The organism is Streptomyces sp. HUAS MG91 (assembly GCF_040529335.1).
Taxonomy (GTDB): domain Bacteria; phylum Actinomycetota; class Actinomycetes; order Streptomycetales; family Streptomycetaceae; genus Streptomyces; species Streptomyces tabacisoli.
Genome location: NZ_CP159534.1, coordinates 6259302 through 6282033, shown reverse-complemented (window position 1 = coordinate 6282033; position 22732 = coordinate 6259302). Strand labels below are relative to the sequence as shown.

General features: G+C 72.5%; 19 protein-coding genes and 1 pseudogene. 5 read left to right on the top strand and 15 right to left on the bottom strand.

Annotated features, from left to right (window positions below):
* Positions 1–259: 259 nt before the first annotated feature.
* Positions 260–1030: a hypothetical protein gene (locus tag ABII15_RS28595; RefSeq protein WP_353945131.1), complete on the top strand. Its 771-nt coding sequence runs from the start codon at positions 260–262 to the stop codon at positions 1028–1030.
* A 13-nt stretch (positions 1031–1043) separates the two neighbouring features.
* Here the strand turns inward: ABII15_RS28595 and ABII15_RS28590 are convergent, their stop codons facing one another.
* Together ABII15_RS28590 and ABII15_RS28585 are read right to left on the bottom strand one after the other, a co-directional pair.
* The gene (locus ABII15_RS28590) at positions 1044–2327 is read right to left on the bottom strand and encodes an AI-2E family transporter (RefSeq protein ID WP_353945130.1); all 1284 of its coding nucleotides are present in this window, start codon (positions 2325–2327) and stop codon (positions 1044–1046) included.
* Positions 2328–2427: 100 nt separating this feature from the next.
* Complete coding sequence (locus ABII15_RS28585) at positions 2428–2622, bottom strand: DUF3046 domain-containing protein (protein WP_353945129.1); 195 nt, start codon at positions 2620–2622, stop codon at positions 2428–2430.
* A gap of 80 nt (positions 2623–2702) precedes the next feature.
* Here ABII15_RS28585 and ABII15_RS28580 point away from each other — a divergent pair, with 80 nt between their 5' ends.
* The gene (locus ABII15_RS28580; RefSeq protein WP_353945128.1) at positions 2703–3653 is read left to right on the top strand and encodes a hypothetical protein; all 951 of its coding nucleotides are present in this window, start codon (positions 2703–2705) and stop codon (positions 3651–3653) included.
* A gap of 31 nt (positions 3654–3684) precedes the next feature.
* Here ABII15_RS28580 and ABII15_RS28575 read toward each other — a convergent pair whose 3' ends face one another.
* The 4 genes and pseudogenes from ABII15_RS28575 to ABII15_RS28560 all read right to left on the bottom strand — a co-directional run.
* A complete protein-coding gene (locus tag ABII15_RS28575) occupies positions 3685–4872 on the bottom strand; it encodes a helix-turn-helix domain-containing protein (RefSeq protein WP_353945127.1) in 1188 nt (395 codons plus the stop codon).
* An 89-nt stretch (positions 4873–4961) separates the two neighbouring features.
* Complete coding sequence (locus tag ABII15_RS28570) at positions 4962–5270, bottom strand: AzlD domain-containing protein (protein WP_353945126.1); 309 nt, start codon at positions 5268–5270, stop codon at positions 4962–4964.
* Positions 5267–6064 carry an AzlC family ABC transporter permease gene (locus ABII15_RS28565; protein ID WP_353945125.1) on the bottom strand — a complete coding sequence of 266 codons (798 nt, stop codon included), beginning with the start codon at positions 6062–6064 and terminating at the stop codon, positions 5267–5269. Before ABII15_RS28565 ends, ABII15_RS28570 begins: the two co-directional genes overlap by 4 nt.
* Before the next feature lie 47 nt (positions 6065–6111).
* Positions 6112–6927 (bottom strand): annotated as a pseudogene (locus ABII15_RS28560) (AraC family transcriptional regulator); the annotation flags it as partial.
* A 90-nt stretch (positions 6928–7017) separates the two neighbouring features.
* On the opposite strand from ABII15_RS28560, the gene ABII15_RS28555 reads away from it, so the two are divergent.
* Positions 7018–11748 (top strand): ATP-dependent helicase, encoded by a 4731-nt coding sequence (locus tag ABII15_RS28555; RefSeq protein WP_353945124.1) that lies wholly within the window; start codon positions 7018–7020, stop codon positions 11746–11748.
* A 34-nt stretch (positions 11749–11782) separates the two neighbouring features.
* Here the strand turns inward: ABII15_RS28555 and ABII15_RS28550 are convergent, their stop codons facing one another.
* Complete coding sequence (locus tag ABII15_RS28550; protein ID WP_353945123.1) at positions 11783–12361, bottom strand: DUF6245 family protein; 579 nt, start codon at positions 12359–12361, stop codon at positions 11783–11785.
* 317 nt (positions 12362–12678) lie between these two features.
* On the opposite strand from ABII15_RS28550, the gene ABII15_RS28545 reads away from it, so the two are divergent.
* Positions 12679–13476: a DNA-formamidopyrimidine glycosylase family protein gene (locus ABII15_RS28545; RefSeq protein ID WP_353945122.1), complete on the top strand. Its 798-nt coding sequence runs from the start codon at positions 12679–12681 to the stop codon at positions 13474–13476.
* Between the two features lie 88 nt (positions 13477–13564).
* A complete protein-coding gene (locus ABII15_RS28540) occupies positions 13565–14356 on the top strand; it encodes an SDR family NAD(P)-dependent oxidoreductase (RefSeq protein ID WP_353945121.1) in 792 nt (263 codons plus the stop codon).
* Here the strand turns inward: ABII15_RS28540 and ABII15_RS28535 are convergent.
* From ABII15_RS28535 to ABII15_RS28500, 8 genes are all read right to left on the bottom strand, one after another.
* A complete protein-coding gene (locus ABII15_RS28535; protein ID WP_353945120.1) occupies positions 14304–14639 on the bottom strand; it encodes a hypothetical protein in 336 nt (111 codons plus the stop codon). The two genes, ABII15_RS28540 and ABII15_RS28535, sit on opposite strands and share 53 nt — an antisense overlap.
* A 134-nt stretch (positions 14640–14773) precedes the next feature.
* Positions 14774–15247 (bottom strand): DNA starvation/stationary phase protection protein, encoded by a 474-nt coding sequence (locus ABII15_RS28530; RefSeq protein ID WP_353945119.1) that lies wholly within the window; start codon positions 15245–15247, stop codon positions 14774–14776.
* Positions 15248–15421: 174 nt separating this feature from the next.
* Positions 15422–15802: a helix-turn-helix transcriptional regulator gene (locus tag ABII15_RS28525; RefSeq protein ID WP_111662634.1), complete on the bottom strand. Its 381-nt coding sequence runs from the start codon at positions 15800–15802 to the stop codon at positions 15422–15424.
* Positions 15803–15911: 109 nt separating this feature from the next.
* Positions 15912–16490, bottom strand: coding sequence for a CinA family protein (locus tag ABII15_RS28520; RefSeq protein WP_353945118.1), 579 nt, complete (start codon positions 16488–16490; stop codon positions 15912–15914).
* Positions 16487–17194 (bottom strand): CDP-diacylglycerol--glycerol-3-phosphate 3-phosphatidyltransferase, encoded by a 708-nt coding sequence (pgsA, locus tag ABII15_RS28515; protein WP_353945117.1) that lies wholly within the window; start codon positions 17192–17194, stop codon positions 16487–16489. The genes ABII15_RS28520 and pgsA overlap by 4 nt, the downstream gene beginning before the upstream one ends.
* Entirely contained in the window at positions 17191–18651 is a 1461-nt protein-coding gene (gene rimO / locus ABII15_RS28510) for a 30S ribosomal protein S12 methylthiotransferase RimO (protein ID WP_353945116.1), read from the bottom strand. The genes pgsA and rimO overlap by 4 nt, the downstream gene beginning before the upstream one ends.
* 80 nt (positions 18652–18731) lie before the next feature.
* Positions 18732–19586, bottom strand: coding sequence for a helix-turn-helix domain-containing protein (locus tag ABII15_RS28505; RefSeq protein WP_353945115.1), 855 nt, complete (start codon positions 19584–19586; stop codon positions 18732–18734).
* Between the two features lie 282 nt (positions 19587–19868).
* Positions 19869–22670: a DNA translocase FtsK gene (locus ABII15_RS28500; RefSeq protein ID WP_353945114.1), complete on the bottom strand. Its 2802-nt coding sequence runs from the start codon at positions 22668–22670 to the stop codon at positions 19869–19871.
* Positions 22671–22732: the final 62 nt, after the last annotated feature.

The following is a 22732-nucleotide window of genomic DNA, read 5'->3' as shown; positions in this document are numbered from 1 at the left end:
CGACGCCCGTCCGCCTGTGGATAACTCGAGGCTCTTCGCCCGGCGACTCTCTCCGAATCCCTTGGAATTACTGGGAAGAGGAGTCCCTGGGCTCTCCATAAGAAAGGATGTTCGATTTTGGTGTCAAGCGCACCACGCGGCACAGGAGCAAGTCTCCGCCCCGCCTCCGGCCCACCGCCCCGGGTACTCCCCGCGACGTACGCAGGGTGTCTCCGGCCGGACGACGCCCGCGCGGGCCCGCCCGACGAACCTTGTCCCCATGGACCTCTCCCACCCCTGCCCCGCGGGGCCCCGGCTCACCCCGGCCGAGCGGCTCTGTCACACGACCGGCGTCGTCCTGGTCGCGTCGGGGCTCGTCCATCTCGTCGTGTTCGCGGTCGACGGCGGCCCGTGGGACGGCCCCGTCTCCTGGCGCAAGCCCTTCACCTTCGGGCTCTCCTTCGGCCTGACCCTGATGGCCCTCACCTGGGTGACGTCGTATCTGCGCGTCGGCGCCCGGCTGCGGAGCGCCCTGCTCGTGGTGTTCGCGGCGGACTGCGTCCTGGAGGTCGGCGGCATCACCCTCCAGGCCTGGCGCGAGGTGCCGTCGCACCTCGACGTGGAGACCCCCTTCGACACGGCCGTCTCCCTGTCGCTCGCCGTGGGCGGCGGCGTCCTGGTGGTGCTCCTGACGGTCTTCGCCGTCCTGTCCTTCCGCAACCGGCCGAGCGGGTGCACGGGCATGCCGCTCGCCGTGCGCGCCGGTTTCGCCGTCCTCCTGGTCGCTCTCGCCTCGGGCGCGGCCATGATCGCGCGGGGTGTGGCGCTCACCAGGAGCGGACATCAGGAGGCGGCGTACCACTCGACGGCCGCGCTCAAGCCGCTGCACGGGGTGAGCCTGCACGCCGTGCTCGTCCTGCCGACCCTGGCCTGGCTGATGTCGCGCACGGCATGGCGGGACCGCACCAAGGAACGGGTCATGTACGGCGCGGTGGCCGCCTACACGGTGGCGGTTCTCGCGGCCGGCACCTGGGCCGTCGTCACGTACTGAACCGCCCGGCCGCCTACGGCTCCTCGGACTCCCGGGCCTCGGCGTCGGCGTCGGTGCCGGCGGCGGACGCGGCGTCCGGGTGGTTCGGTCCCTTCAGGGCACGCCGCATGCGCGCGAGGGGCGGCGCGCCGCCCCGCCTGCGGCGCCCCTGCACGCGCGGGTCGTCCGTGACGTCGTACCGCTTCACGTAGGCCCCCAGGAACGCCTGCAGCGTGGCGACGGCGGGGATCGCGATGAGCGCCCCGACGGCGCCGAGCAGCGCGGTGCCCACGATGACCGACCCGAAGGCGACCGCGGGGTGGATGTCCACCGTCTTCGCGGTGAGCTTCGGCTGCAGCATGTAGTTCTCGAACTGCTGGTAGACCACCACGAAGACGAGCACCCACAGCGCGTACCAGGGGTCCACCGTGAAGGCGATCAGCATCGGCAGCGCGCCCGCCAGATAGGTGCCGATGGTCGGGATGAACTGCGAGACGAGCCCGACCCACACGGCGAGCACGGGCGCGTACGGCACTCCGAGCGCCTGCAGCAGGATGTAGTGCGCGATCCCGGAGATGAGCGCCATCAGGCCGCGCGAGTACAGATAGCCGCCCGTCTTGTCGACGGCGATCTCCCACGCGCGCACCACTTCGGCCTGCTTGGCGGGCGGCAGCACCGAGCACAGCGCACGGCGCAGGCGCGGGCCGTCCGCGGCGAAGTAGAACGAGAACAGGGTGATCGTCAGCAGCTGGAAGAGCGCGCCGAGCACCTGCCCGGACACGTCCAGGACGCCGGTCGCGCTGTTCTGCACGTACTTCTGCAGCCAGTCCGAGTGCAGCAGGCTGTCCTGGACCTCGACCCGGCTCAGGTCCGTGTGGAACGTCGTGTTGACCCAGCTGATGAGCTGGTCGAGATATTTCGGGAAGTCCTCGACCATGTCGACGACCTGGCCGGCCAGCATCGAGCTGAGCAGGAAGACGAAGCCGGCGGTCGCGATCATCACGCCGAGGAAGACGAGGCCGGTGGCCAGGCCGCGGCGCATGCCGCGCGCCGCCATCCAGCTCACCGCGGGCTCGATGGCGAGCGCCAGGAAGAACGCGATCAGTACGTTGATCAGCAGGCCGGTGACCTGGTGGAAGGCCCAGCTGCCCAGCTGGAAACAGGCGATGAGGGCCAGGGCGAGCACCATGGCGCGCGGCAGCCAGCGCGGCATTCCCGCGCGCGGGGCCGCCACCGGGCCCGAGGGCGGCTCGGGCGGTGTCGTGCCGGGCGGTGCGGCGTCGGTCTTCACCTGGAGGTTCTCGTCTGTCGCTGCCACGCTGCCCAGTCTCACCCACACCACGGACAATCTGTGCCACGCGCCGGGAATCAGGCCCGCTCAGCGCCTCTCAGGGCCTCCGGGACGCCACCCGGCGGTCTCAGCGCCTGTCGTGAGGCACGTCCATCGTGGTGCACACCACACGCCAGACGTCCTTCGCGTCCCAGCCGGCGTCCAGCGCCTCGTGGACCGTGTGCCCGCCGAGCCCCGCCATCACGTGGTCGCGCGCGAAGGTGTCGGCGTACCCGGACCCGAAGTGATCCGCCATCCGCTGCCAGAAGACCGTCAACCGCATGACTCCAGTATCCCGCCCCTGAGAGTGCAGCCGTGCCGGGGGAGGCTCGGTGAGAACGCTTTCCGCCCTACGGTCGGTCCATGGCCGAAACCGGAGCATCCCCACTCCCCTCATCGCCGTCGCCCCACACGCCGCTCTCCCGTGCCGAGCACTTCGTCTGGCTGACCGCGCGCGTGCTGGAGCAGCGCCGGTTCGCCTATCACTTCCTGACGGGCTCGGCCGCCGCGGCCGACGCCGTGGAGACCGCTCTGGCCGCCTACCGCAACGAGGACGACGGGTACGGGCACGCCCTCGAACCGGATCTGCGCGGCCCCGTCAGCCAGCCCCTGCACACCGGTCACGCGCTGCGCGTGCTGGACTCCATCGGGCGCTGTTCGGGGCAGCGGGTGGAGCGCGTGTGCCGCTACCTCACGACGGTCTCCACACCGGAAGGCGCCCTTCCGGCAGTGCATCCCAGCCAACGCGGCTACCCCTGCGCCCCGTTCGTGCCCATCGTCGACGACCCGCCGAGCGACCTGCTCGCCACCGGTCCCGTGGTCGGCCTGCTGCACCGCAACGAGGTCTGGCACGCGTGGCTGTTCCGTGCCACCGACTTCTGCTGGTCTGCCGTCGAGTCGCTGAAGGTCTCGCACCCGTACGAGATCCACGCGGCGATCGCCTTCCTCGACGGTGTGCCGGACCGCTCGCGCGCGCGGACGGCGGCCGACCGGCTCGGCCGTCTCGTACGGGAGCAGCGGCTCGTGGTGCTCGATCCGGAGCGGGCGGGCGACTGTCCGGTGGCCCCCGGGTACGCGCCGGGCGAGCACCACTACCCGTACGACTACGCGAAGGCGCCCGAGTCGCTGGCGCGCGCCTGGTTCACGGAGGAGGAGATGGCGCTCGCGCTCGACCATCTGCGGAGCGAGCAGCAGGAGGACGGCGGCTGGCCGGTCAACTGGCGGCAGTGGGCACCGGGAACCGCCCTGGAGGCGCGTCCCATGGTGACGATCGAGGCCCTGCGCACCCTGCGTGCCTACGGCCGACCCTTGTAGCGGCACGTTCCGCCGCTCCCTCCGGCCTTGGTCAGCCGTCGGAGTCGCGCAGCAACAGGGCGGCGATCACGAGGGCGGTGCCGCGTGGCGACGACAGGTCGATCCCGGTCAGCTCCGCGATCTTCGCCAGCCGGTTGTCGACGGTGTTGGGGTGCAGCCCGAGCGCGTCGGCGGTGGCCCGCCGGTCCTGCCGGTGGGCCAGGTGCGCGCGCAGCGTCCCCAGGAGTTCGGGCCGCTCGGCCACCGGGTCCAGGAGCGCGGCGATGCGCGGGCTGCTCTCGTCGGGCCGCGACAGGTGGAACTCGAGCAGGACGTCGTCGAGCCGGTGCAGCCCCGGCGGCAGGCCGCACACGCGCGTGATGCGCAGGATCTCGGTCGCGGTGCGTGCCGCGCGGGTGATCTGCTCGGGCCCGTCCGCCCGCACCGCGGCCACCCGCATCCGCAGCCCGCTGGCCCTGCTCAGGCGCCGGGGCAGGTCCTCGGGTACCGCGAGGTCCTCGGGGACGACGACGCGACCCCCGTCGGCGTCCAGGAGTGCGAGCACCTCCCCGCCGAAGGCCTGGTCCAGGACGGTCTGCACCCGCCGCAGCCGGCGCCGCACCGCCACGGGCACCTCCGCGGGCGGCGCGTCCACACCGAGCGCCAGGACGAGGGCGGGCCCTTCGAGGCGGAGCTGGTCGAGGAGCACATGCCCGGGCGGCAGCATCCCGTCGAGCAGACCGCGGACCAGCGACCGCCGCTGTGCGCGTCGTTCGGCCTCCAGGGCGGAGCGTTCGTCGAGGTACGTCTCGGCGACCGCGCCGACGACACCGTGGTGGCTCTCCAGCAGGACGTCGACCAGCTCGACGAGGGCCGCCTCCTCGCCCGGGCGTGCCACCTCGCGCAGCGTCTGCCACAGGGCGTAGACGCCGAGGGCGTGGGTGCGCAGCAGGAGGTGCAGCGGCATGCCCTCCTCGGCGCGCTGAGCGGCCCGCTCGCGGAACAGCCGGTGATCCCCGGACCGCCCCGGCGGGGCGGGGTCCGGCTCGTTCACGCGCTTCAGGAACAGCCGTACGCCGTGGCGCGCGGTCGCCGCGATCTCCAGGTCCTTCACGTCGTCGGGCAGCTGGGCGTAGCCGGGCAGTGCCTCGAAGGACTCGCGGGCCATGCGGCGGGCCAGTTCGTTGACGTGCGGTGCGCAGCGCGCGGCCAGGGAGCGGGCCTCCGGCGACAGCGGCACGGTTCCTCCCTGGGGCGCTGCGGGTCGTGTCGTCGTGACGCGCCACATTAACCGGCGGAATCCGCCGGTCGCCCGTGCCGAGGGCCCGCTCAGCCGGTGAGCGCCCGCACGCCCGCCGTGACCACCACGGCGGCGGCGACGATCACCAGGAAGGGCGCGCGCAGCAGCAGGGCCACGGCGGCCGCGGCAAGCCCTGCGGCCTTGGCGTCGAGGACGAGCGTGCGGCCGTCCGCGAAGGTCTGCTGGGCGGTCAGGGCGGCGAGAAGCGCGACCGGCAGCAGCGCCGCCAGCCGTTTCACCACGGGCCGTTCCAGCGCTCCCGCGGGCACGAGCAGACCGATGAGTTTGACGGCGTAGCACCCCACCGCGGTGACACCGATGGCGATCCAGATGTTCAACGGTTCCCTCCCTGGGGCGCGTTCGGGGACTCGCCTCGACGGCGTCCCTCTACGTAGAGCACGGCCGGCGCGGCGAGCGCGGCCACCAGAACGGGCACGCCGGCGGGCAGCACGGGCAGCAGCCCGAGCATCAGGAGCACGGCGAGACACGCCACGGCGCGCTCCGTGACGGTCCTCAGCATCGGGGCCAGCAGTGCGAGGAACACCGCGGGTCCTGCCGCGTCGATCCCCCAGGCGTCGGTGTCGCCGATGGCCTCGGCCCCGAGGGCGCCGAGCAGCGTGGTCAGGTTCCACAGCACGTACAGGCTCAGTCCGGTGACGGTGAACCCCAGCCGCACGCTGCGCCGGTCGGGCTGGGCGAGCGAGACGGCCGACGTCTCGTCGATGACCCAGTGCGCGGCGAACGGCCGCACCGCGCGCGGGAGCGCGAGCAGCTGCGACAGACGCAGCCCGTAGAACGCGTTGCGCACTCCCAGGAAGAAGGCTCCCGCGGCGGCCGTGAACGGGTTGCCGCCGGCCGCGAGCGCGCCGACCAGCGCGAACTGCGAGGCCCCGGTGAAGACGAGGAGGCTGAGCGCGCAGCTCTGGAGCACGCTGAGGCCGCTGCCCGCCGAGGTCACCCCGAAGGCGAATCCCGACAGTCCGACGGCGATCCCGACGCCGAGCGCGTCCCGGACGACGGCAGCGGTCGGTTTCCCGGCGGCCGCCGCCGGGTGCTCTCCGTCGTGGCCGGGGCCCCTGTCGGGCGCCCTTCCTGCTGTGCGTATGTCCGTGGGTGTTGTCTGTTCTGCCACACCGCGAACGGTACGAGCAGGTGTCCGTCACGGTCTTGTACGTTCTTGCGCTCGCGCTGATAGGCCCCGGGCGGCACGCCGACGATGCGGGTGAAGTGCCGGTTCAGGTGCGGCTGGTCGGTGAAGCCGACGGCCACCGCGGCCTCGGCCGGGGCGGTGCCCGCCTCCAGCAGGCGCCGGGCGGCCCGCACCCGCGCGCTGGTGAGCCAGGTGTGCGGCGGCATCCCGTAGGCGTCACGAAAGGCCCGCAGCAGCGCGAAGGGGCTGGTGCCGAGTTCGGCGGCGAGCGTTTCCAGGGACGGCGGATCGGCCATGCGCTCCTCGAGGAACTCACGCGCGCGTGCCGCGGCCCTGACCCCCGCGGTCCTGCGAGGGCGCTGCGCGAGCGCCGAGCCGTGGTCGCGCAGCAGCCGGGCGAGCACGACGCGCAGGAGGCTGTCGGCGGCCAGCGCGTTGCCCTGCTCGGCGGCCCGGTGCACTTCGCTGATCATCAGTGCGGCCTGCGGGTCGTTGACGATGGGCTCCCCGAAGCCCGGGGTGCCGCGGACCGTGCCGATCTCGGCGGCGATCTCGGCGACGACCCGCGCCGAGGGGTAGAGCGTGGAGTACGACCAGCCGTCGGGGTCGCCCGCCTGCGCGGTGTGCGCCACCTCCGGATTGATCATGACGACGCTTCCGGGTCCGGCGAGCAGGGTGCCGTCGGGCATGCCGACCTCCTCGACACCGCTGGTGACGGCGCCGAAGACATAGCCCTCGTGGCTGTGGCGCGGGAAGGTGTGGCCGAGGTAGCGGGCACGCAGCAGGTCCAGGCCCGGCAGGTGCTCGTACCGCCAGTGCCGTGCCCACTCGCCCTTTCCCGCCATGCCCCCATTGTGCGCCAGGCCCGGCGCGCGCCCCGCCACCCGTTTGCGCTGGTCACGGCGGTTGTCAGTGGTCGGGTGCAGGATGGAGCCATGGTCACGTCCAGTCAGGGGGCGAACAGCCCCCTCGGCGCCCTCGGCGCCCTAGATGGGTTCTCCCCCGCGACCCGCGGTTGGTTCGCGGGAGCCTTCTCCGCGCCCACGTCCGCCCAGGCCGGGGCGTGGCGGGCGATCGGCGAGGGCTCGGACGTGCTGGTGGTCGCGCCGACCGGGTCGGGCAAGACGCTGGCCGCGTTCCTCGCGGCCCTGGACCAGCTGGCCTCCACCCCACCGCCCGCCGACCCCAAGAAGCGCTGCCGGGTGCTGTACGTGTCCCCGCTGAAGGCCCTGGCCGTCGACGTGGAGCGCAATCTGCGCAGCCCGCTCACCGGCATCCGGCAGGAAGCGGTGCGGCTCGGCCTGCCGGAGCCCGAGGTGAAGGTCGGCATCCGCTCCGGTGACACCCCGCCCGCCGAGCGCCGCGCCCTGGCCACCCGTCCGCCGGACATCCTGATCACGACCCCCGAGTCGCTGTTCCTGATGCTGACGTCGGCCACGCGTGACGCGCTGACCGGCATCGAGACGGTGATCCTGGACGAGGTGCACGCGGTGGCCGGCACCAAGCGCGGCGCTCATCTGGCGCTCTCCCTGGAGCGACTGGACCAGTTGCTGCCCCGCCCCGCCCGCCGCATCGGCCTGTCGGCGACGGTCCGCCCGGTCGACGAGGTGGCGCGCTATCTGTCGCCGCAGCGCCGGGTGGAGATCGTCCAGCCGCCGTCGGGCAAGGAGTTCGACCTCTCGGTGGTCGTTCCCGTCGAGGACCTGGGCGAGCTGGGCGGCTCCCCGGTGGCCGACTCCGACCAGGGCGCCGAGCGTCCGTCGATCTGGCCCTCGGTGGAGGAGCGGATCACGGACCTCATCGAGGCCCACCGCTCGACGATCGTGTTCGCGAACTCCCGTCGCCTCGCGGAGCGCCTGTGCAACAGGCTGAACGAGATCGCGTACGAGCGCGCCACCGGCGAGGCCGTCCCCGAGGACCACTCGCCCGCCGAGTTGATGGGCGGTTCCGGCGCGGCGACCGGTGCTCCCCCGGTCATCGCGCGCGCCCACCACGGCTCGGTCTCCAAGGAGCAGCGTGCCCAGGTCGAGGAGGACCTGAAGGCGGGCCGGCTGCCCGCGGTCGTGGCCACCTCCAGCCTGGAGCTGGGCATCGACATGGGCGCCGTGGATCTGGTCGTCCAGGTGGAGTCGCCGCCCTCCGTGGCCTCCGGTCTGCAGCGCGTCGGGCGGGCGGGCCACCAGGTGGGCGCGGTCTCCACGGGTGTCGTCTTCCCCAAGTACCGGGGCGACCTGGTGCAGTCGGCCGTGGTGACCGAGCGGATGCGGACCGGCTCGATCGAGTCGCTCCGCGTCCCCGCCAACCCCCTGGACGTGCTCGCCCAGCAGCTGGTCGCGATCACCGCCCTCGACAGCTGGCAGGTCGACGACCTCCTCGCCCTGGTCCGCCGGGCGGCGCCCTTCGCCTCACTCCCCGAGTCGGCGTTCACCGGCGTCCTCGACATGCTGGCGGGCCGCTATCCGTCCGACGCCTTCGCCGAGCTGCGGCCGCGCGTCGTCTGGGACCGCGTCGCCGGCACCGTCACCGGCCGTCCCGGGGCGCAGCGGCTGGCCGTCACGTCCGGCGGCACGATCCCCGACCGGGGCCTCTTCGGAGTCTTCCTCGCCGGGGCCGACCCCAAGAAGGGCGGCGGCCGCGTCGGCGAGCTGGACGAGGAGATGGTCTACGAGTCCCGGGTCGGCGACGTCTTCACGCTCGGCACCAGCTCCTGGCGCATCGAGGACATCACGCGCGACCGCGTCCTGGTCTCCCCCGCCCCCGGAGTCCCCGGCCGCCTTCCCTTCTGGAAGGGCGACCAGCTGGGCCGCCCGCTCGAACTGGGCCGCGCGGTGGGCGCGTTCCTCCGCGAGATCGGCTCCCAGAAGCCCGACGACGCGCGCGTGCGCCTCTCCTCGGCGGGCCTCGACACCTGGGCCGCGGACAACGTCCTGGCGTATCTGGCCGAGCAGCGCGAGGCGTGCGGCCACATCCCGGACGACCGCACCATCGTGGTCGAGCGTTTCCGCGACGAGCTGGGCGACTGGCGGGTCGTCGTCCACTCCCCCTTCGGCGCCCAGGTGCACGCCCCCTGGGCACTCGCCCTGGGCGCCCGACTCAGCGAGAAGTACGGCATGGACGCCCAGGTCATGCATGCCGACGACGGCATCGTGCTGCGGCTGCCGGACGCCGACCTGATGGGCCTGGACCTCCTCGACCAGGAGCCCGCCAAGCCGGGCCTGGAGTACGACGCCGAGCAGGCTCCCATCGGAGCGGCGGACGTCGCCTTCGACAAGGGCGACGTCGACCAGATCGTCACCGAACAGGTCGGCGGCTCGGCCCTGTTCGCCTCCCGTTTCCGCGAGTGCGCGGCCCGCGCGCTGCTGCTCCCCAAGCGCAACCCCGGCAAGCGCACCCCGCTGTGGCAGCAGCGCCAGCGGGCCTCCCAGCTGCTCGAGGTGGCCAGCGAGTTCGGCTCGTTCCCGATCGTCCTGGAGGCGGTCCGCGAATGCCTCCAGGACGTCTTCGACGTACCCGGCCTCGCCGAGCTGATGGGCGACATCGAGTCCCGCAAGGTGCGCCTCGTCGAGGTCACCACCCCGGAGGCCTCCCCCTTCGCCCGCTCGCTGCTGTTCGGCTACGTGGCGCAGTTCCTGTACGAGGGCGACTCCCCGCTCGCCGAGCGCCGCGCCGCCGCGCTGTCCCTCGACTCGCACCTCCTGGCCGAGCTGCTGGGCCAGGCCGAGCTGCGCGAGCTGCTCGACGCGGACGTCCTGGCCGAGCTGGAGCAGGAGCTGCAGTGGCGCACCGAGGACCGCCGCGTCAAGGACGCCGAGGGCGTCGCGGATCTGCTGCGGCTCCTCGGCCCGCTCACGGACGCCGAGTTGGCCGAGCGCGGCGCCGAGCCCGGCTGGGCCGAGGAGCTGGCCGCCGCGCGCCGCGCCATCCGCGTTCGTGTCGCCGGCACCGACCACTGGGCGGCGATCGAGGACGCCGGCCGGCTGCGCGACGCCCTGGGCACCGCGCTGCCCGTGGGCGTCCCCGAGGCGTTCACGGAGCCGGTGAAGGACCCCCTGGGCGATCTTCTGGCCCGCTTCGCCCGCACCCACGGCCCGTTCACCTCGGCTCAGGCGGCCGCCCGCTTCGGCCTGGGCACCGCGGTCACCGAGGGCGCCCTGCAGCGCCTCGCGGCGAGCGGCCGGGTCGTGCAGGGCGAGTTCCATCCGGCGGGCATCGGCCAGGAGTGGTGCGACGCCACCGTGCTGCGCCGCCTGCGCCGCCGCTCCCTGGCCGCGCTCCGGCACGAGCTGGAGCCGGTGCCGCCCGCCGCGCTGGCCCAGTTCCTGCCCCAGTGGCAGCACGTGGGCGGCCACGGCCTGCGCGGCATCGACGGTCTGGTCCGCGCGATCGAGCAGCTTCAGGGCGCCTCGGTGCCCGCCTCCGCGCTGGAGAAGCTGGTCCTGCCCTCCCGCGTCTCCGGCTACGCACCCGCGCTGCTGGACGAACTCACGGCGTCGGGCGAGGTGGTGTGGGCCGGAGCGGGTTCGCTGCCCGGCAAGGACGGCTGGGTCAGCCTCTTCCTCGCCGACAGCGCCCCGCTCCTGCTGCCGCCCCCGCACCCCCTGGAACCGACGGCGCTCCACCAGTCGGTCCTGGACACCCTCGCGGGTGGCTACGGCCTGTTCTTCCGGCAGATCGCCGACCAGGTCCGCGCCACCACCCACCCCGAGGCCACCGATCCCCAGCTGGCCGACGCCCTGTGGGAGCTGGCCTGGTCGGGCCGGCTGACGAACGACACGCTGGCGCCGATGCGGGCCGTCCTGGGCTCCGGTCGCACCGCCGGTTCCACCGCCCACCGGGCCCGCCGGGCCGTCCCGCGCGGCCGCTACGGAAGCCTCACGGGGGCCGCCCGCGCGACCTCGCGTTCCGGCCCGCCCACGGTCGCGGGCCGCTGGTCCCTGCTGCCCGCCCAGGAGCCCGACCCGACGCTGCGCGCCCACGCGCTGGCCCGCGCCCTCCTCGACAGGCACGGCGTGGTGACCCGCGGCGCCGTCGCCGCGGAGGGCGTCGAGGGCGGCTTCTCGGCGACGTACCGGGTCCTGTCCGTCTTCGAGGAGAGCGGCCAGGCCCGGCGCGGCTATGTCGTGGAGGGGCTCGGCGCGGCCCAGTTCGCCATGGACGGCGCCGTGGACCGGCTGCGCGCGGCGGCGACCGCACGCGAGCGCGGCACTCCCCCGCCGGACCCGCACGCCTCGAAGGGCGGGGCGCCCCGGGCACTCGTCCTGGCGGCGGCCGACCCGGCGAACGCGTACGGGGCGGCCCTGTCCTGGCCGGAACCCCCCACCGGCGCGGGCCACAAGCCGGGCCGCAAGGCGGGCTCCCTCGTGGTCCTCGTCGGCGGCGAGCTGACGCTCTACATGGAGCGCGGCGGCAAGACCCTCCTGTCCTGGCCGGCCTCCGACGGCACGCCCGCGGCGGACGCGGCGGCCCCCACCCCCGCCGAGCTGGCCGACGACCCCCGGCTGCCCGCCGCGGCGCAGGCACTCGCCGAAGCGGCCCGCTCCGGCGCGCTCGGCACGATCACGGTCGAGCGCGTCAACGGCACGGCCGCGCTCACCTCCCCGTACGCCTCCCTCCTGGAAGGAGCCGGCTTCCACGCGACACCACGCGGCCTGCGCCTGCGTGCCTGAGACGGCGCTCACGCAAGCCTTCGCGCCGCCCTGCTCACGCAGTGGGCGCGCCGTCGGAGAACGCCCCGGCGCCGAAGGCCGGCAGCGCGTCCAGCGCCTCCACCGCGGCGACCAGATCCGCGCGCACACGCTCGAGGTCGGCAGGGACGTCCGCGGCACGCGGGTCGTCCGCTCCGGTCACAGACATGCAGGACAGCAGGGTCAACAGCGCGTTGGAGGCATGGGCCCCGACGATGCCGAGCGGGTCGCGCTCCTCCTCGCTCGTGTTCTTCAGGACGCTCCAGACATGGCCCGTCTGCCAGTGCAGCAGACCCATCACCCCGGTCCAGTCGGCGCCGGACGCCTTGAACACCTGCTCGCGCGCGAGCGCCATCTCCCCGGAGCCCGCCCCCGCTTCCAGCATGTTTCCCTCGGTCACCATTCCGGTTCCGATGGAGGCGCCGTACAGAGCGTTGGCGAGGACGGCGGCGAGGACGTGTTCACCACCGACGGCGACCGCTTGCTGCTCCAACTCCTCGGGGGCCGGCTGTTGGGCGTAGATGCCGAGGGCGGTCATGGCCGCGGCTATCTCGGTCGGGGTGGGCGCGGGATGGGGGTGATCATGGGCTGTCATGTCGAGGACCGTATCCGCTCTCCTCGCCGAGGGGGTCAGAGGTGGGCGCCGATCGCGTTCCGTCGGTTCGCTCGCATCCAGGAACACGACGCGGGGAACTGCGCGAGAAGCCCCACCATCCGTCAGCCGACCGACAACCCCACGACCGGCGCAAAGCGCACGCTCAAGAGGCGCGGGAAACAGCGCGACCAGCCCCCACCGCCCCGCAGTCGACCGGCCAACCCATGACCGGCCACCGACCAACCGGCAACCGGCAACCGACCGACCGGCGGCGAGCAAACATGCCGCCCCACCCCACCCCGCCTACGCTGAACCCCATGCCCGAAGGAGACACCGTCCTGCAAGCCGCGAAGCGGCTGCACACCGCCCTCGCGGGCCAGGTGCTCACCCGCTCCGACCTGCGCGTCCCTCGATTCGCCACGGCCGACCTGACCGGCCGCACGGTCCTGGACGTCACCGCGCGCGGCAAGCATCTGCTGACCCGTGTCGAGGGCGGCCTCACGCTCCACTCGCACCTGCGGATGGACGGCTCCTGGAAGATCTACGCCCCGGGCGAGCGCTGGCGCGGCGGCCCCGCGCACCAGATCCGCGCGATCCTCGGCAACGAGACCCGCACGGCGGTCGGCTATCGCCTCCCCGTCCTCGAACTGCTGCGCACGGCCGAGGAGTCCAAGGCCGTCGGCCACCTCGGCCCGGACCTGCTCGGCCCGGACTGGGACCCCGACACGGCCCTGGCCAACCTGTTCGCGGATCCGGCCCGCCCGCTCGGCGAAGCCCTCCTCGACCAGCGCAACCTCGCCGGGATCGGCAACGTGTACAAGTCGGAGCTCTGCTTCCTCCTGCGCGTCACCCCCTGGCTCCCGGTCGGCGAACTCCCGGACGACGCCGCCCGCCTCCCCCTGCTCGCCAAGAAGCTCCTCGAAGCCAACCGCGACCGCCCGACCCGCATCACCACCGGCAGTTCCCACCCCGGCGAGCACCTCTACGTCTACGGTCGCGCCCCGCGCCCCTGCCTGCGCTGCCGCACCCCGATCCGCAAGGCGAACCAGGGCGACGGCTCCCGCGAGCGCCCCACCTACTGGTGCCCCTCGTGCCAGCGGGGCCCGACACCGTAGAAGCGGTCCCGCACTTCGGAAGCAGTCCCGCACTTCCGACCGCGCACAGCAATTGACGACCCGTCAGAAATGCTCGTACGGTCGCTCCATGCCCGTCATGGCGTACGACCTCACCGGACGCACCGCATTCGTCACCGGCGCGGCGAGCGGCATCGGCCGCGCCTCGGCCGTCCTGCTCGCCCGCGCGGGAGCCACCGTGCACTGCGCGGACCGCGACGAACAGGGCCTGCACGAGACGGCGGACCTCATCAAGCAGGACGGCGGCACGGCGCACCCGTACCCGCTCGACGTCAGCGACCGCGCCCAGCTCACCGAGGCGATCAGCACGGCGGCCCGCCCCACCGGCGACGGCACCGGCGGCGGTCTCGACATCCTTGCCGCGATCGCCGGGGTCATGCACTCCAGCCCCGTCCTGGAGACCCGCGACGAAGATCTCGACCGCGTCCTCGCCATCAACTTCAAGGGCATCCTGTACGCCTGCCAGGCCGCGGCCCGCGCCATGATCGCGAACGGCACCCGCGGCAGCATCGTGACGATGGCGTCGGGGGCCGTCGACACCGGCGGCCCGGGGCTGCTCTGCTACGGCGTCGCGAAGGCGGCCGTCGTCCAGCTGACCAAGACGCTCGCCACGGAGGTCGGTCCGCACGGCATCCGGGTCAACGCGGTCGCTCCCGGCTGGATCCGCACCCCGATGACGACCCGGCACGACGACCGCGCCCAGGCCCACACGGAGTCCCTGATGACGCGTATGGCCCCGCTCGGCCGGGTCGGCGAGCCCGACGAGATCGCCCACGCGGTGCTGCACCTCGCCTCGGACGCCGCGTCCTTCACGACGGGCCAGATCCTCCGCCCGAACGGAGGCGTCGCCATGCCCTGGTGACCAGCCCCCACAGTCCGCCCGCGGCCTCCTGCCCCGCCCGCACCGCCCGCACCCGCACCTTCCGCGCACCGTGGCGGCCCGGCATGCCCGCGACGCCGGCCGCCTTCGACTTGGGCAGCGCGTGCACCGGCAGCAGACTCAACCCCCAGCCCCCCGCGGCGACCGCCCCCTCGAACGCCCCCGCGTCCGGCGCGAAGGCCAGCCGCAGCACTCCCCACCACCACACCACCCCGACCAGCACGGCGGGTATCCAGCGCAGTGCTCGCCACCGACCCACGGTCACCGCCCGTCCACCTCCACCCGTACCGCACCACTCACGGCATTTCCCGACGCTAACGACGCCAGCGCCCCACGCACAGGGCGCACCGGGGGCGCGCCACCGTCGCGGCGGCGCGCCCCCGATCGCGGGGCGGCGGCTCAGCCGCCGTTCTCGGCCTGGAACATCCAGTGGTGCTTCTCCAGGTCCGCCGTGATGGCGATGAAGATGTCCTGGCTCACGGGATCCGCCTCACCGGTCGACTCGATCCGCTCCCGCATCCGGGTGATCACGGCACCGAGGGCGTCCACGAGCGTGCCCACCGCGTCCACGTCCTTGACCCAGCCGTCGGCGATCGTGCCGATCCCGCTGGTGGCGGCCACGGTCCCGGCCCGGCCGTCCGGCGACACCCCGAGCGTGGAGGCCCGCTCGGCCACCGTGTCGGAATGCAGCCGCGCGGTGTCCACCACCTCGTCGAGCTGCAGATGCACGGACCGGAAACGGGGACCGACCACGTTCCAGTGAACCTGCTTCGCCACCAGTGAGAGGTCCACCAGATCGACCAGGCCACCTTGCAGCGCCTCGGAGACGGTCTTCAGGTCCGCGTCGGACAGTGGGCTCTTCACGACGTACATCCGTTACCTCCGTATCGAAACCATTACCAACAATGGCATATACGTACTACAACGGACATACGGGGGAGGCGTGAGGGCCAAACGGCCTAAGTTCCGTCGGCCACGGGCACAGGGAAAAGCCCCGGCCGATGGTTCCGACCGGGGCTTTCCTCAAGCTCATGCTGAGTGCAGGCACTACGCCGCGACGACGTCGACGGCCTCCGCAGGTGCCTTGATCGTCACCCGTTCCGGCGGGACGCCGGTCACGGAGACGGAATTGAGCATCGGGCGAACCGGCGCTGGCACCGGCTCCGACGGGACGGCTGCCGCCGACGCGGCCAGCTCGGCGAGAGCGAGCTCGTCGCTCACCTCGCGCATCAACTCGGACATCCGTACGTCAAGCGCGTCGCAGATCGCGGAGAGCAGCTCGGAGGAAGCCTCCTTCTGCCCCCGCTCCACCTCGGAGAGATAGCCGAGCGAGACTCGGGCGGACGAGGAGACTTCGCGCAGAGTACGGCCCTGGCGCTGGCGCTGCCGACGCAGCACGTCACCCAGCAGGCGACGGAGCAGAATCATCGGTGGCTCCCTCCTCGGACCGCGTAGCCGCATCCTTCTCGCCCCACCGTACCGCCTTGGGCGGCGGCCGTGCGGGGAGCGATGTCGTGTTCACTCAGGGCTGCAAACATCAAAACCCCCCGTTCTGTTCCGTATCCTGTGCCCGCGCATTCCCAGTACGTTCGCCGGAATGCGCTCCGACCAGCTCTTCCGTGAGCAGCCCGAGCACGCTCCGTACACTCTCTCTACGAATTTCCGCACGGTCGCCGTTCAACCGCAGTCCGCGCACTTTGCGGCTACCAGCGAAATCGCGTGCATGCCGGAAAGCGTCCGTCTCCGGCTCCTCGGGCCCGGCGACCGCCACGAAGACGGTGCCCACCGGCCGGCCGTCCTGCGGCTCGGGACCGGCGACGCCGGTGGTGGCGATCCCCCAGTCCGCGCCGAGCGCGTCGCGCACTCCCGCGGCCATCTGGAGCGCCACCTCCGGGTGGACGGCGCCCTCCGCGGCGAGCAGCTCCGCGTCCACGCCGAGCACGGTGTGCTTGAGCTCGGTGGCGTACGCGGTGACGGAGCCCCGGAAGGCCTTCGAGGCGCCGGGCACCGACACCAGCTCCGCGGCCACGAGACCGCCGGTCAGCGACTCGGCGACGGCAAGGGTCTCCCCTCGCTCCGTCAACAGCCGCAGCGCCTCGGCAGCCCCGTACGTCACTTCTCGGCCGCCTCCGAAGGCGTCTGGCCGGTGGCGGCGGCCTGCGAGAGGGCCGCGGCGGCCGCCGCCTCGGCCAGCCCGGCGCGGCGCAGCACGACCGCCTGTCGTACGTAGTCGAGCCCGGTCACCACGGTGAGCACCACGGCGACGGCCATCACCCAGAAGCGGAACGTCGCGAGCGGCCCGGTCAGCGCGAGCACGTACATGCCCACGGCCGTGCCCTGGGCCAGGGTCTTCATCTTGCCGCCGCGGCTGGCCGGAATGACCCCGTACCTGATCACCACGAAGCGCAGCAGGGTGATGCCCAGCTCGCGCCCGAGGATGACGCCGGTCACCCACCACGGCAGGTCACCGAGCGACGACAGACAGATCAGCGCCGCTCCCATGATCGCCTTGTCGGCGATGGGGTCGGCGATCTTCCCGAAGTCGGTGACCAGGTTGTACGTGCGGGCCAGATGGCCGTCGAAGACATCCGTGATCATGGCGACGGCGAACGCCGCCCAGGCCCACGCCCGCATCGCCGGGTCGTAGCCCCCGTCGGCGAGCATCAGCACCACGAAACCCGGCACCAGGAGCAGCCGGACCATGGTCAGGATGTTGGCGATGTTCCACAGGCTGGCCTGGTTCACGGCCGCAGTGCCCAGCTTGCCGCCGGGCGCCGGCCTACCGGTGCCACCCGCGGCGGACGCCGGCACTCCGGTCATCTGCCTGCCTCCTCAAGCCCGTCGAGCGGCTCGGCGACGAGGTCCACGCCCTCGGTCCCGACCACCTTTGCCACGACCATACGGCCGACGGTCAGTCCCTCGCCGCCCGTGAGCCGCACCTGGCCGTCCGTCTCCGGCGCCTGGTGCGCGCCGCGGCCGACCACGCCGTCCTCGGCGTCGACCGACTCGACGAGCACCTCCACGGTCTCGCCGAGACGCTCCTCGGCGCGCTGCGACACCAGCTGCTCGGCGAGGCGCGACACCCGCGCGAGCCGCTCGGCGACGACGTCCTCGTCCAGCTTGTTGTCGTACGTGGCCGCTTCCGTGCCCTCCTCGTCGGAGTAGCCGAAGACGCCGATGGCATCCAGCCGCGCGCCGTTCAGGAACCGCTCCAGCTCGGCGAAGTCGGCCTCGGACTCACCGGGGAAGCCCACGATGAAGTTCGACCGGACACCCGCCTGGGGCGCCTTGCTCCGAATGGTGTCGAGCAGCTCCAGGAAGCGGTCGGTGTCGCCGAAGCGCCGCATCGAGCGCAGCACGGCGGGAGCCGAGTGCTGGAAGGAGAGATCGAAGTACGGGGCGACCTTCTCGGTCCCCGTCAGCACGTCGATGAGGCCCGGACGCATCTCGGCGGGCTGCAGATAGCTCACCCGCACCCGCTCGATCCCGTCGACACCGGCCAGCTCGGGCAGCAGCGACTCCAGGAGCCGGATGTCACCGAGGTCCTTGCCGTACGAGGTGTTGTTCTCGGAGACCAGCATGATCTCCTTGACGCCCTGCTCGGCGAGCCAGCGCGTCTCGTTGAGCACATCGCTGGGGCGGCGCGAGATGAAGGAGCCGCGGAACGACGGGATGGCGCAGAAAGTGCACCGCCGGTCGCACCCGGAGGCCAGCTTCACGGAGGCCACGGGCGCCCCGTCGAGCCGGCGCCGCAGCGGCGCGCGCGGCCCGGACGCGGGCGCGACCCCGTCGGGGAGGTCGACCGGGGCGTGCCCCGGCAGCGCGATCCCGGAGCCGGCCTCCTGGCGCTCGGCCGGGCTGATGGGCAGCAGCTTGCGCCGGTCGCGCGGGGCGTGGGCCTCCACGCTGCCGCCCGAGAGGATGGTCTGGAGGCGGCCGGAGATGTCCTCGTAGTCGTCGAAGCCGAGCACACCGTCGGCTTCGGGCAGGGCCTCGGCGAGCTCCTTGCCGTACCGCTCGGCCATGCAGCCCACCGCCACGACGGCCTGGGTTCTGCCGTGCCCCTTGAGGTCATTGGCTTCGAGGAGGGCGTCGACGGAGTCCTTCTTGGCGGCCTCGACGAAGCCACAGGTGTTCACGACGGCGACATCGGCGGACTCGGCGTCCTCGACGAGCTCCCAGCCGTCCGCCTCCAAGCGGCCTGCGAGCTCCTCCGAGTCCACCTCGTTACGGGCGCAGCCAAGGGTGACGAGTGCGACGGTACGGCGTTCGGGCATGGACTCAAGACTACTTCGTCCCACTGACACCCCACGCCGGGAGGGTTACCGGGAGATCGCCGAGGCCGCCGTCCGGGGCCTCAGCCGACCTCGGGATCGCCCTTGGTGTAGGTCAGCCGCTCGACCTGACCGGCCTGGAACTCGTCCTGGATCTTCTTCCCGTTCACGTACAGCTGGACGGCACCGGCGTCACCGAGCACCACGTCGACCTTCTGGTTGTCCTGGAAGGTCTTCGACTGGCCCTGTTCGAGCACGCCGTCGAACAGAAGTCGTCCGTTGTGGTCCTTCGCGGAGATCCAGCTGCGGCCGTCCGCCGCGTTGATCTTGACCGTGACCTTGTCGCGCGGAGCGGCCGCGATGGCGCTGTCCGAGGGGTTCGGCTTCGGGTCGGAGGGCTTCTTGGTGCTGGGCTTCGGCTTGGGAGCGGCGGGCTTGGAGGTGCTGGGCGTCGCACCCTCGGCGGCCTGCTGCTTGTCCCCGCTGTCGTCCCCGCCGCTCACCGCCGTGTAGCCCACGAAGGCGATGACCGCGACGATCGCGGCGACCATGGCGGCCGTCCAGTTGGGCCGGCGCGGCTCGGAACGGATGCGCTCGGCCTCGAACAGCGGTGTGGCAGGGGTCGGCGCGGGCTGTCCGCCGTGCTCGGCGCCGTACTGCGCGAGCAGCGGCTCCGGATCGATGCCCACGGCACGCGCGAGCGTGCGGATGTGGCCACGCGCGTACACGTCGCCGCCACAGCGCGAGAAATCGTCCTGTTCGATCGCGTGAACGATCGGGATGCGCACCCGGGTCGACTGGCTGACCTCGTCGACAGTGAGACCCGCGGCGATACGTGCCTGCTGCAGGACATGACCGATCGACGGTCGGTCGTCGCCCGCTTGCGGGGTGTGGTCTTCCGAAGGGCGGTCGTCTTCAGGGGAGTTGCCGATGGACACGGGGGCGCCTTTCGAGCGTGTAGCCACCTGCTGGAGGTTCAGTTTAGGGGGGGTACGAAAGGGTGGGGCAACCGGGCGGTCGGACTTTGTACGCCATCAGAGCCACCGGCACGGCCCGTGTTCCTGATGGTCGACAAGGCGTCGCCCCTTCCCTCAACTTGACGTACGCGATGAGGAAACGGTTGCCCCGGATTCCCTTACGAGTGACATCGAATTCGCGCCGGTCCACCACCGCACGGTCCCGGGCCTCCCGGTTCCGGGACCGATCGGCCTAAACCCGCCCTAGGGCTGAGCCTCCCCGCGGATCACCGCGAGCACTCCATCGAGTTCGTCCGGCTTCACGAGCACGTCCCGCGCCTTGGACCCCTCGCTGGGGCCCACGATGTTCCGCGACTCCATGAGGTCCATCAGCCGGCCGGCCTTCGCGAAGCCCACGCGCAGCTTGCGCTGGAGCATGGACGTGGACCCGAACTGGGTGGAGACCACCAGCTCGGCCGCGGCGCACAGCAGCTCCAGGTCGTCGCCGATGTCCTCGTCGATCTCCTTCTTCTGCTTGGTGCCCACGACGACGTCCTCGCGGAAGACGGGCGCCATCTGGTCCTTGCAGTGCTGCACGACGGCGTGGATCTCGTCCTCGGTGACGAAGGCGCCCTGCATACGGGTCGGCTTGTTCGCGCCCATGGGCAGGTACAGGCCGTCGCCCTTGCCGATGAGCTTCTCGGCGCCGGGCTGGTCGAGGATGACGCGGCTGTCGGCGAGCGAGGAGGTGGCGAAGGCGAGACGCGAGGGGACGTTGGCCTTGATGAGGCCGGTGACGACGTCGACGGACGGCCGCTGGGTGGCGAGCACCAGGTGGATGCCGGCCGCACGCGCGAGCTGCGTGATGCGCACGATGGCGTCTTCCACGTCCCTGGGCGCGACCATCATCAGGTCGGCGAGCTCGTCGACGATGACCAGCAGGTACGGGTACGGCTTCAGCTCCCGCTCACTGCCCTCGGGCGTCTTGAGCTTGCCGTCCTTGATGGCCTGGTTGAAGTCGTCGATGTGCCGGTAACCGAAGGCGGCGAGGTCGTCGTAGCGCAGGTCCATCTCGCGCACGACCCACTGGAGCGCCTCGGCGGCCCGCTTGGGGTTGGTGATGATCGGCGTGATGAGGTGCGGAATCCCCTCGTACGCGGTCAGCTCCACGCGCTTGGGGTCGACGAGGACCATCCGCACGTCCTCGGGGGTCGCCCGCACCATGATCGAGGTGATCAGGCAGTTGATGCAGGACGACTTTCCGGAGCCGGTGGCGCCCGCGACCAGGACGTGCGGCATCTTCGCCAGGTTCGACATCACATAGCCGCCCTCGACGTCCTTGCCGAGCGCGACCAGCATCGGGTGGTCGTCCTCGGCGGCGTCGGCGAGTCGCAGCACGTCCCCGACGTTGACCATCTCACGGTCCGTGTTCGGGATCTCGATGCCGACCGCGGACTTGCCGGGGATCGGGCTGATGATCCGCACGTCCGGTGAGGCGACGGCGTACGCGATGTTCTTGGCCAGCGCGGTGATCTTCTCGACCTTCACCGCGGGGCCGAGCTCGACCTCGTACCGGGTGACCGTCGGACCACGCGTGAAGCCGGTGACGGCGGCGTCGACCTTGAACTCGGTGAAGACGGTCGAGAGCGATTCGACGACGGCGTCGTTGGCGGCGCTGCGCGACTTGCCGGGGCCGCCGCGGGTCAGCAGGTCGAGCGACGGCAGGGAGTACGTGATGTCGCCGGCCAGCTGGAGCTGCTCGGCGCGCGGCGGCAGGTCGCGCGGCGCGTCGGGCGAGGACTTGGTCAGGTCGGGCACGGAGAGCCTGGACGGCGTCTCGGGCTCCGGGGCGGCCGGCGCGGCCTTCTTGCCCCGCGCGGTCGGTACGGGCGCCGTGCGCTCCGGCGCGGAGGTGTCCCCGGTCCGCTCCCCCGCGCGTTCCCCGCCGACGCCCTGGGTGAGGTCGGCGACGAGCGGCGACGGCGGCATGCCGTGCAGCACGGCACCGTCGAGGGCCGCCGCGGCGGCCGCGGCCACGTCCACGGCGTCCATGGGGCGGTCCATGGCGGGCTGCACGGACGTGCGCCGGGGCCTGCGCCGCTTGGAGAGGGCGTCTTCCTCTATCCGGTCGGGGTCGTACGCCTGCGGCTCCTCCTGGGCCGCCGGGCGCCGCCTCCCGCGCGCGGGCGCGGCCTCGCGCCACTCGTCGTCGTACTCGCCGTCAGCGGCCTCCCCGACGAGCGTGTCGTCGTGCACGATGCCGAGGCGCACGCCGAGCAGCCGCAGCCGCTGCGGGATCGCGTTGACCGGCGTCGCGGTGACCACGAGCAGTCCGAAGACGGTGAGCAGGACGAGCATCGGGACCGCGAGCACCTGGGTCATGGTGAAGCTCAGCGGGGTCGCCGCGGCCCAGCCGATGAGGCCGCCCGCGTCCTGTATGGCCTGCATGCCTTCGCTGCGCGCGGGCGAGCCGCAGGCGATGTGGACCTGGCCGAGCACGCCGACGACCAGCGCGGAGAGGCCGATGACGATCCGCCCGTTCGCCTCGGGCTTCTCGGGGTGCAGGATCAGGCGCACCGCGATGAAGCCGAGCAGCAGCGGCACCAGCAGATCGAGCCGGCCGAACGCGCCGGTCACCAGCATCTCGACGAGGTCCCCGACGGGGCCGCGCAGATCGGCCCAGGTGCCGGCGGCGCAGATCAGGGCGACGCCGAGCAGCAGCAGGGCGAGTCCGTCCTTGCGGTGTGCCGGGTCGAGACCCTTCGCGCCCCGCCCTATGCCGCGGAACATCGCGCCGACACTGTGCGCGACACCGAGCCAGACGGCGCGGACGAGCCGGTACAGCCCGCCGGTGGGGCTGGGTGCCGGCTTCGGCGCGGGCCTCTTGGCAGCCGCCTTCTTGGCCGGTGCCTTCTTGGCGGCGGTCTTCTTCACCGGCGCTTTCTTCGCGGCGGCCTTCTTCGCCGGAGCCTTGGTCGGCGCCGCCGCCTTCTTCGCGGGCGTCTTCTTGGCTGCGGGACGTGAGGCCATGGGTGTGAGGTTACCGGGGGAGGGCGCCGGGGACACGTGTGGCCGCGGCTTCACCCGTTTGTGTCGCGTTCTGATGCCGCGTGAAGTGACGCGCCCTC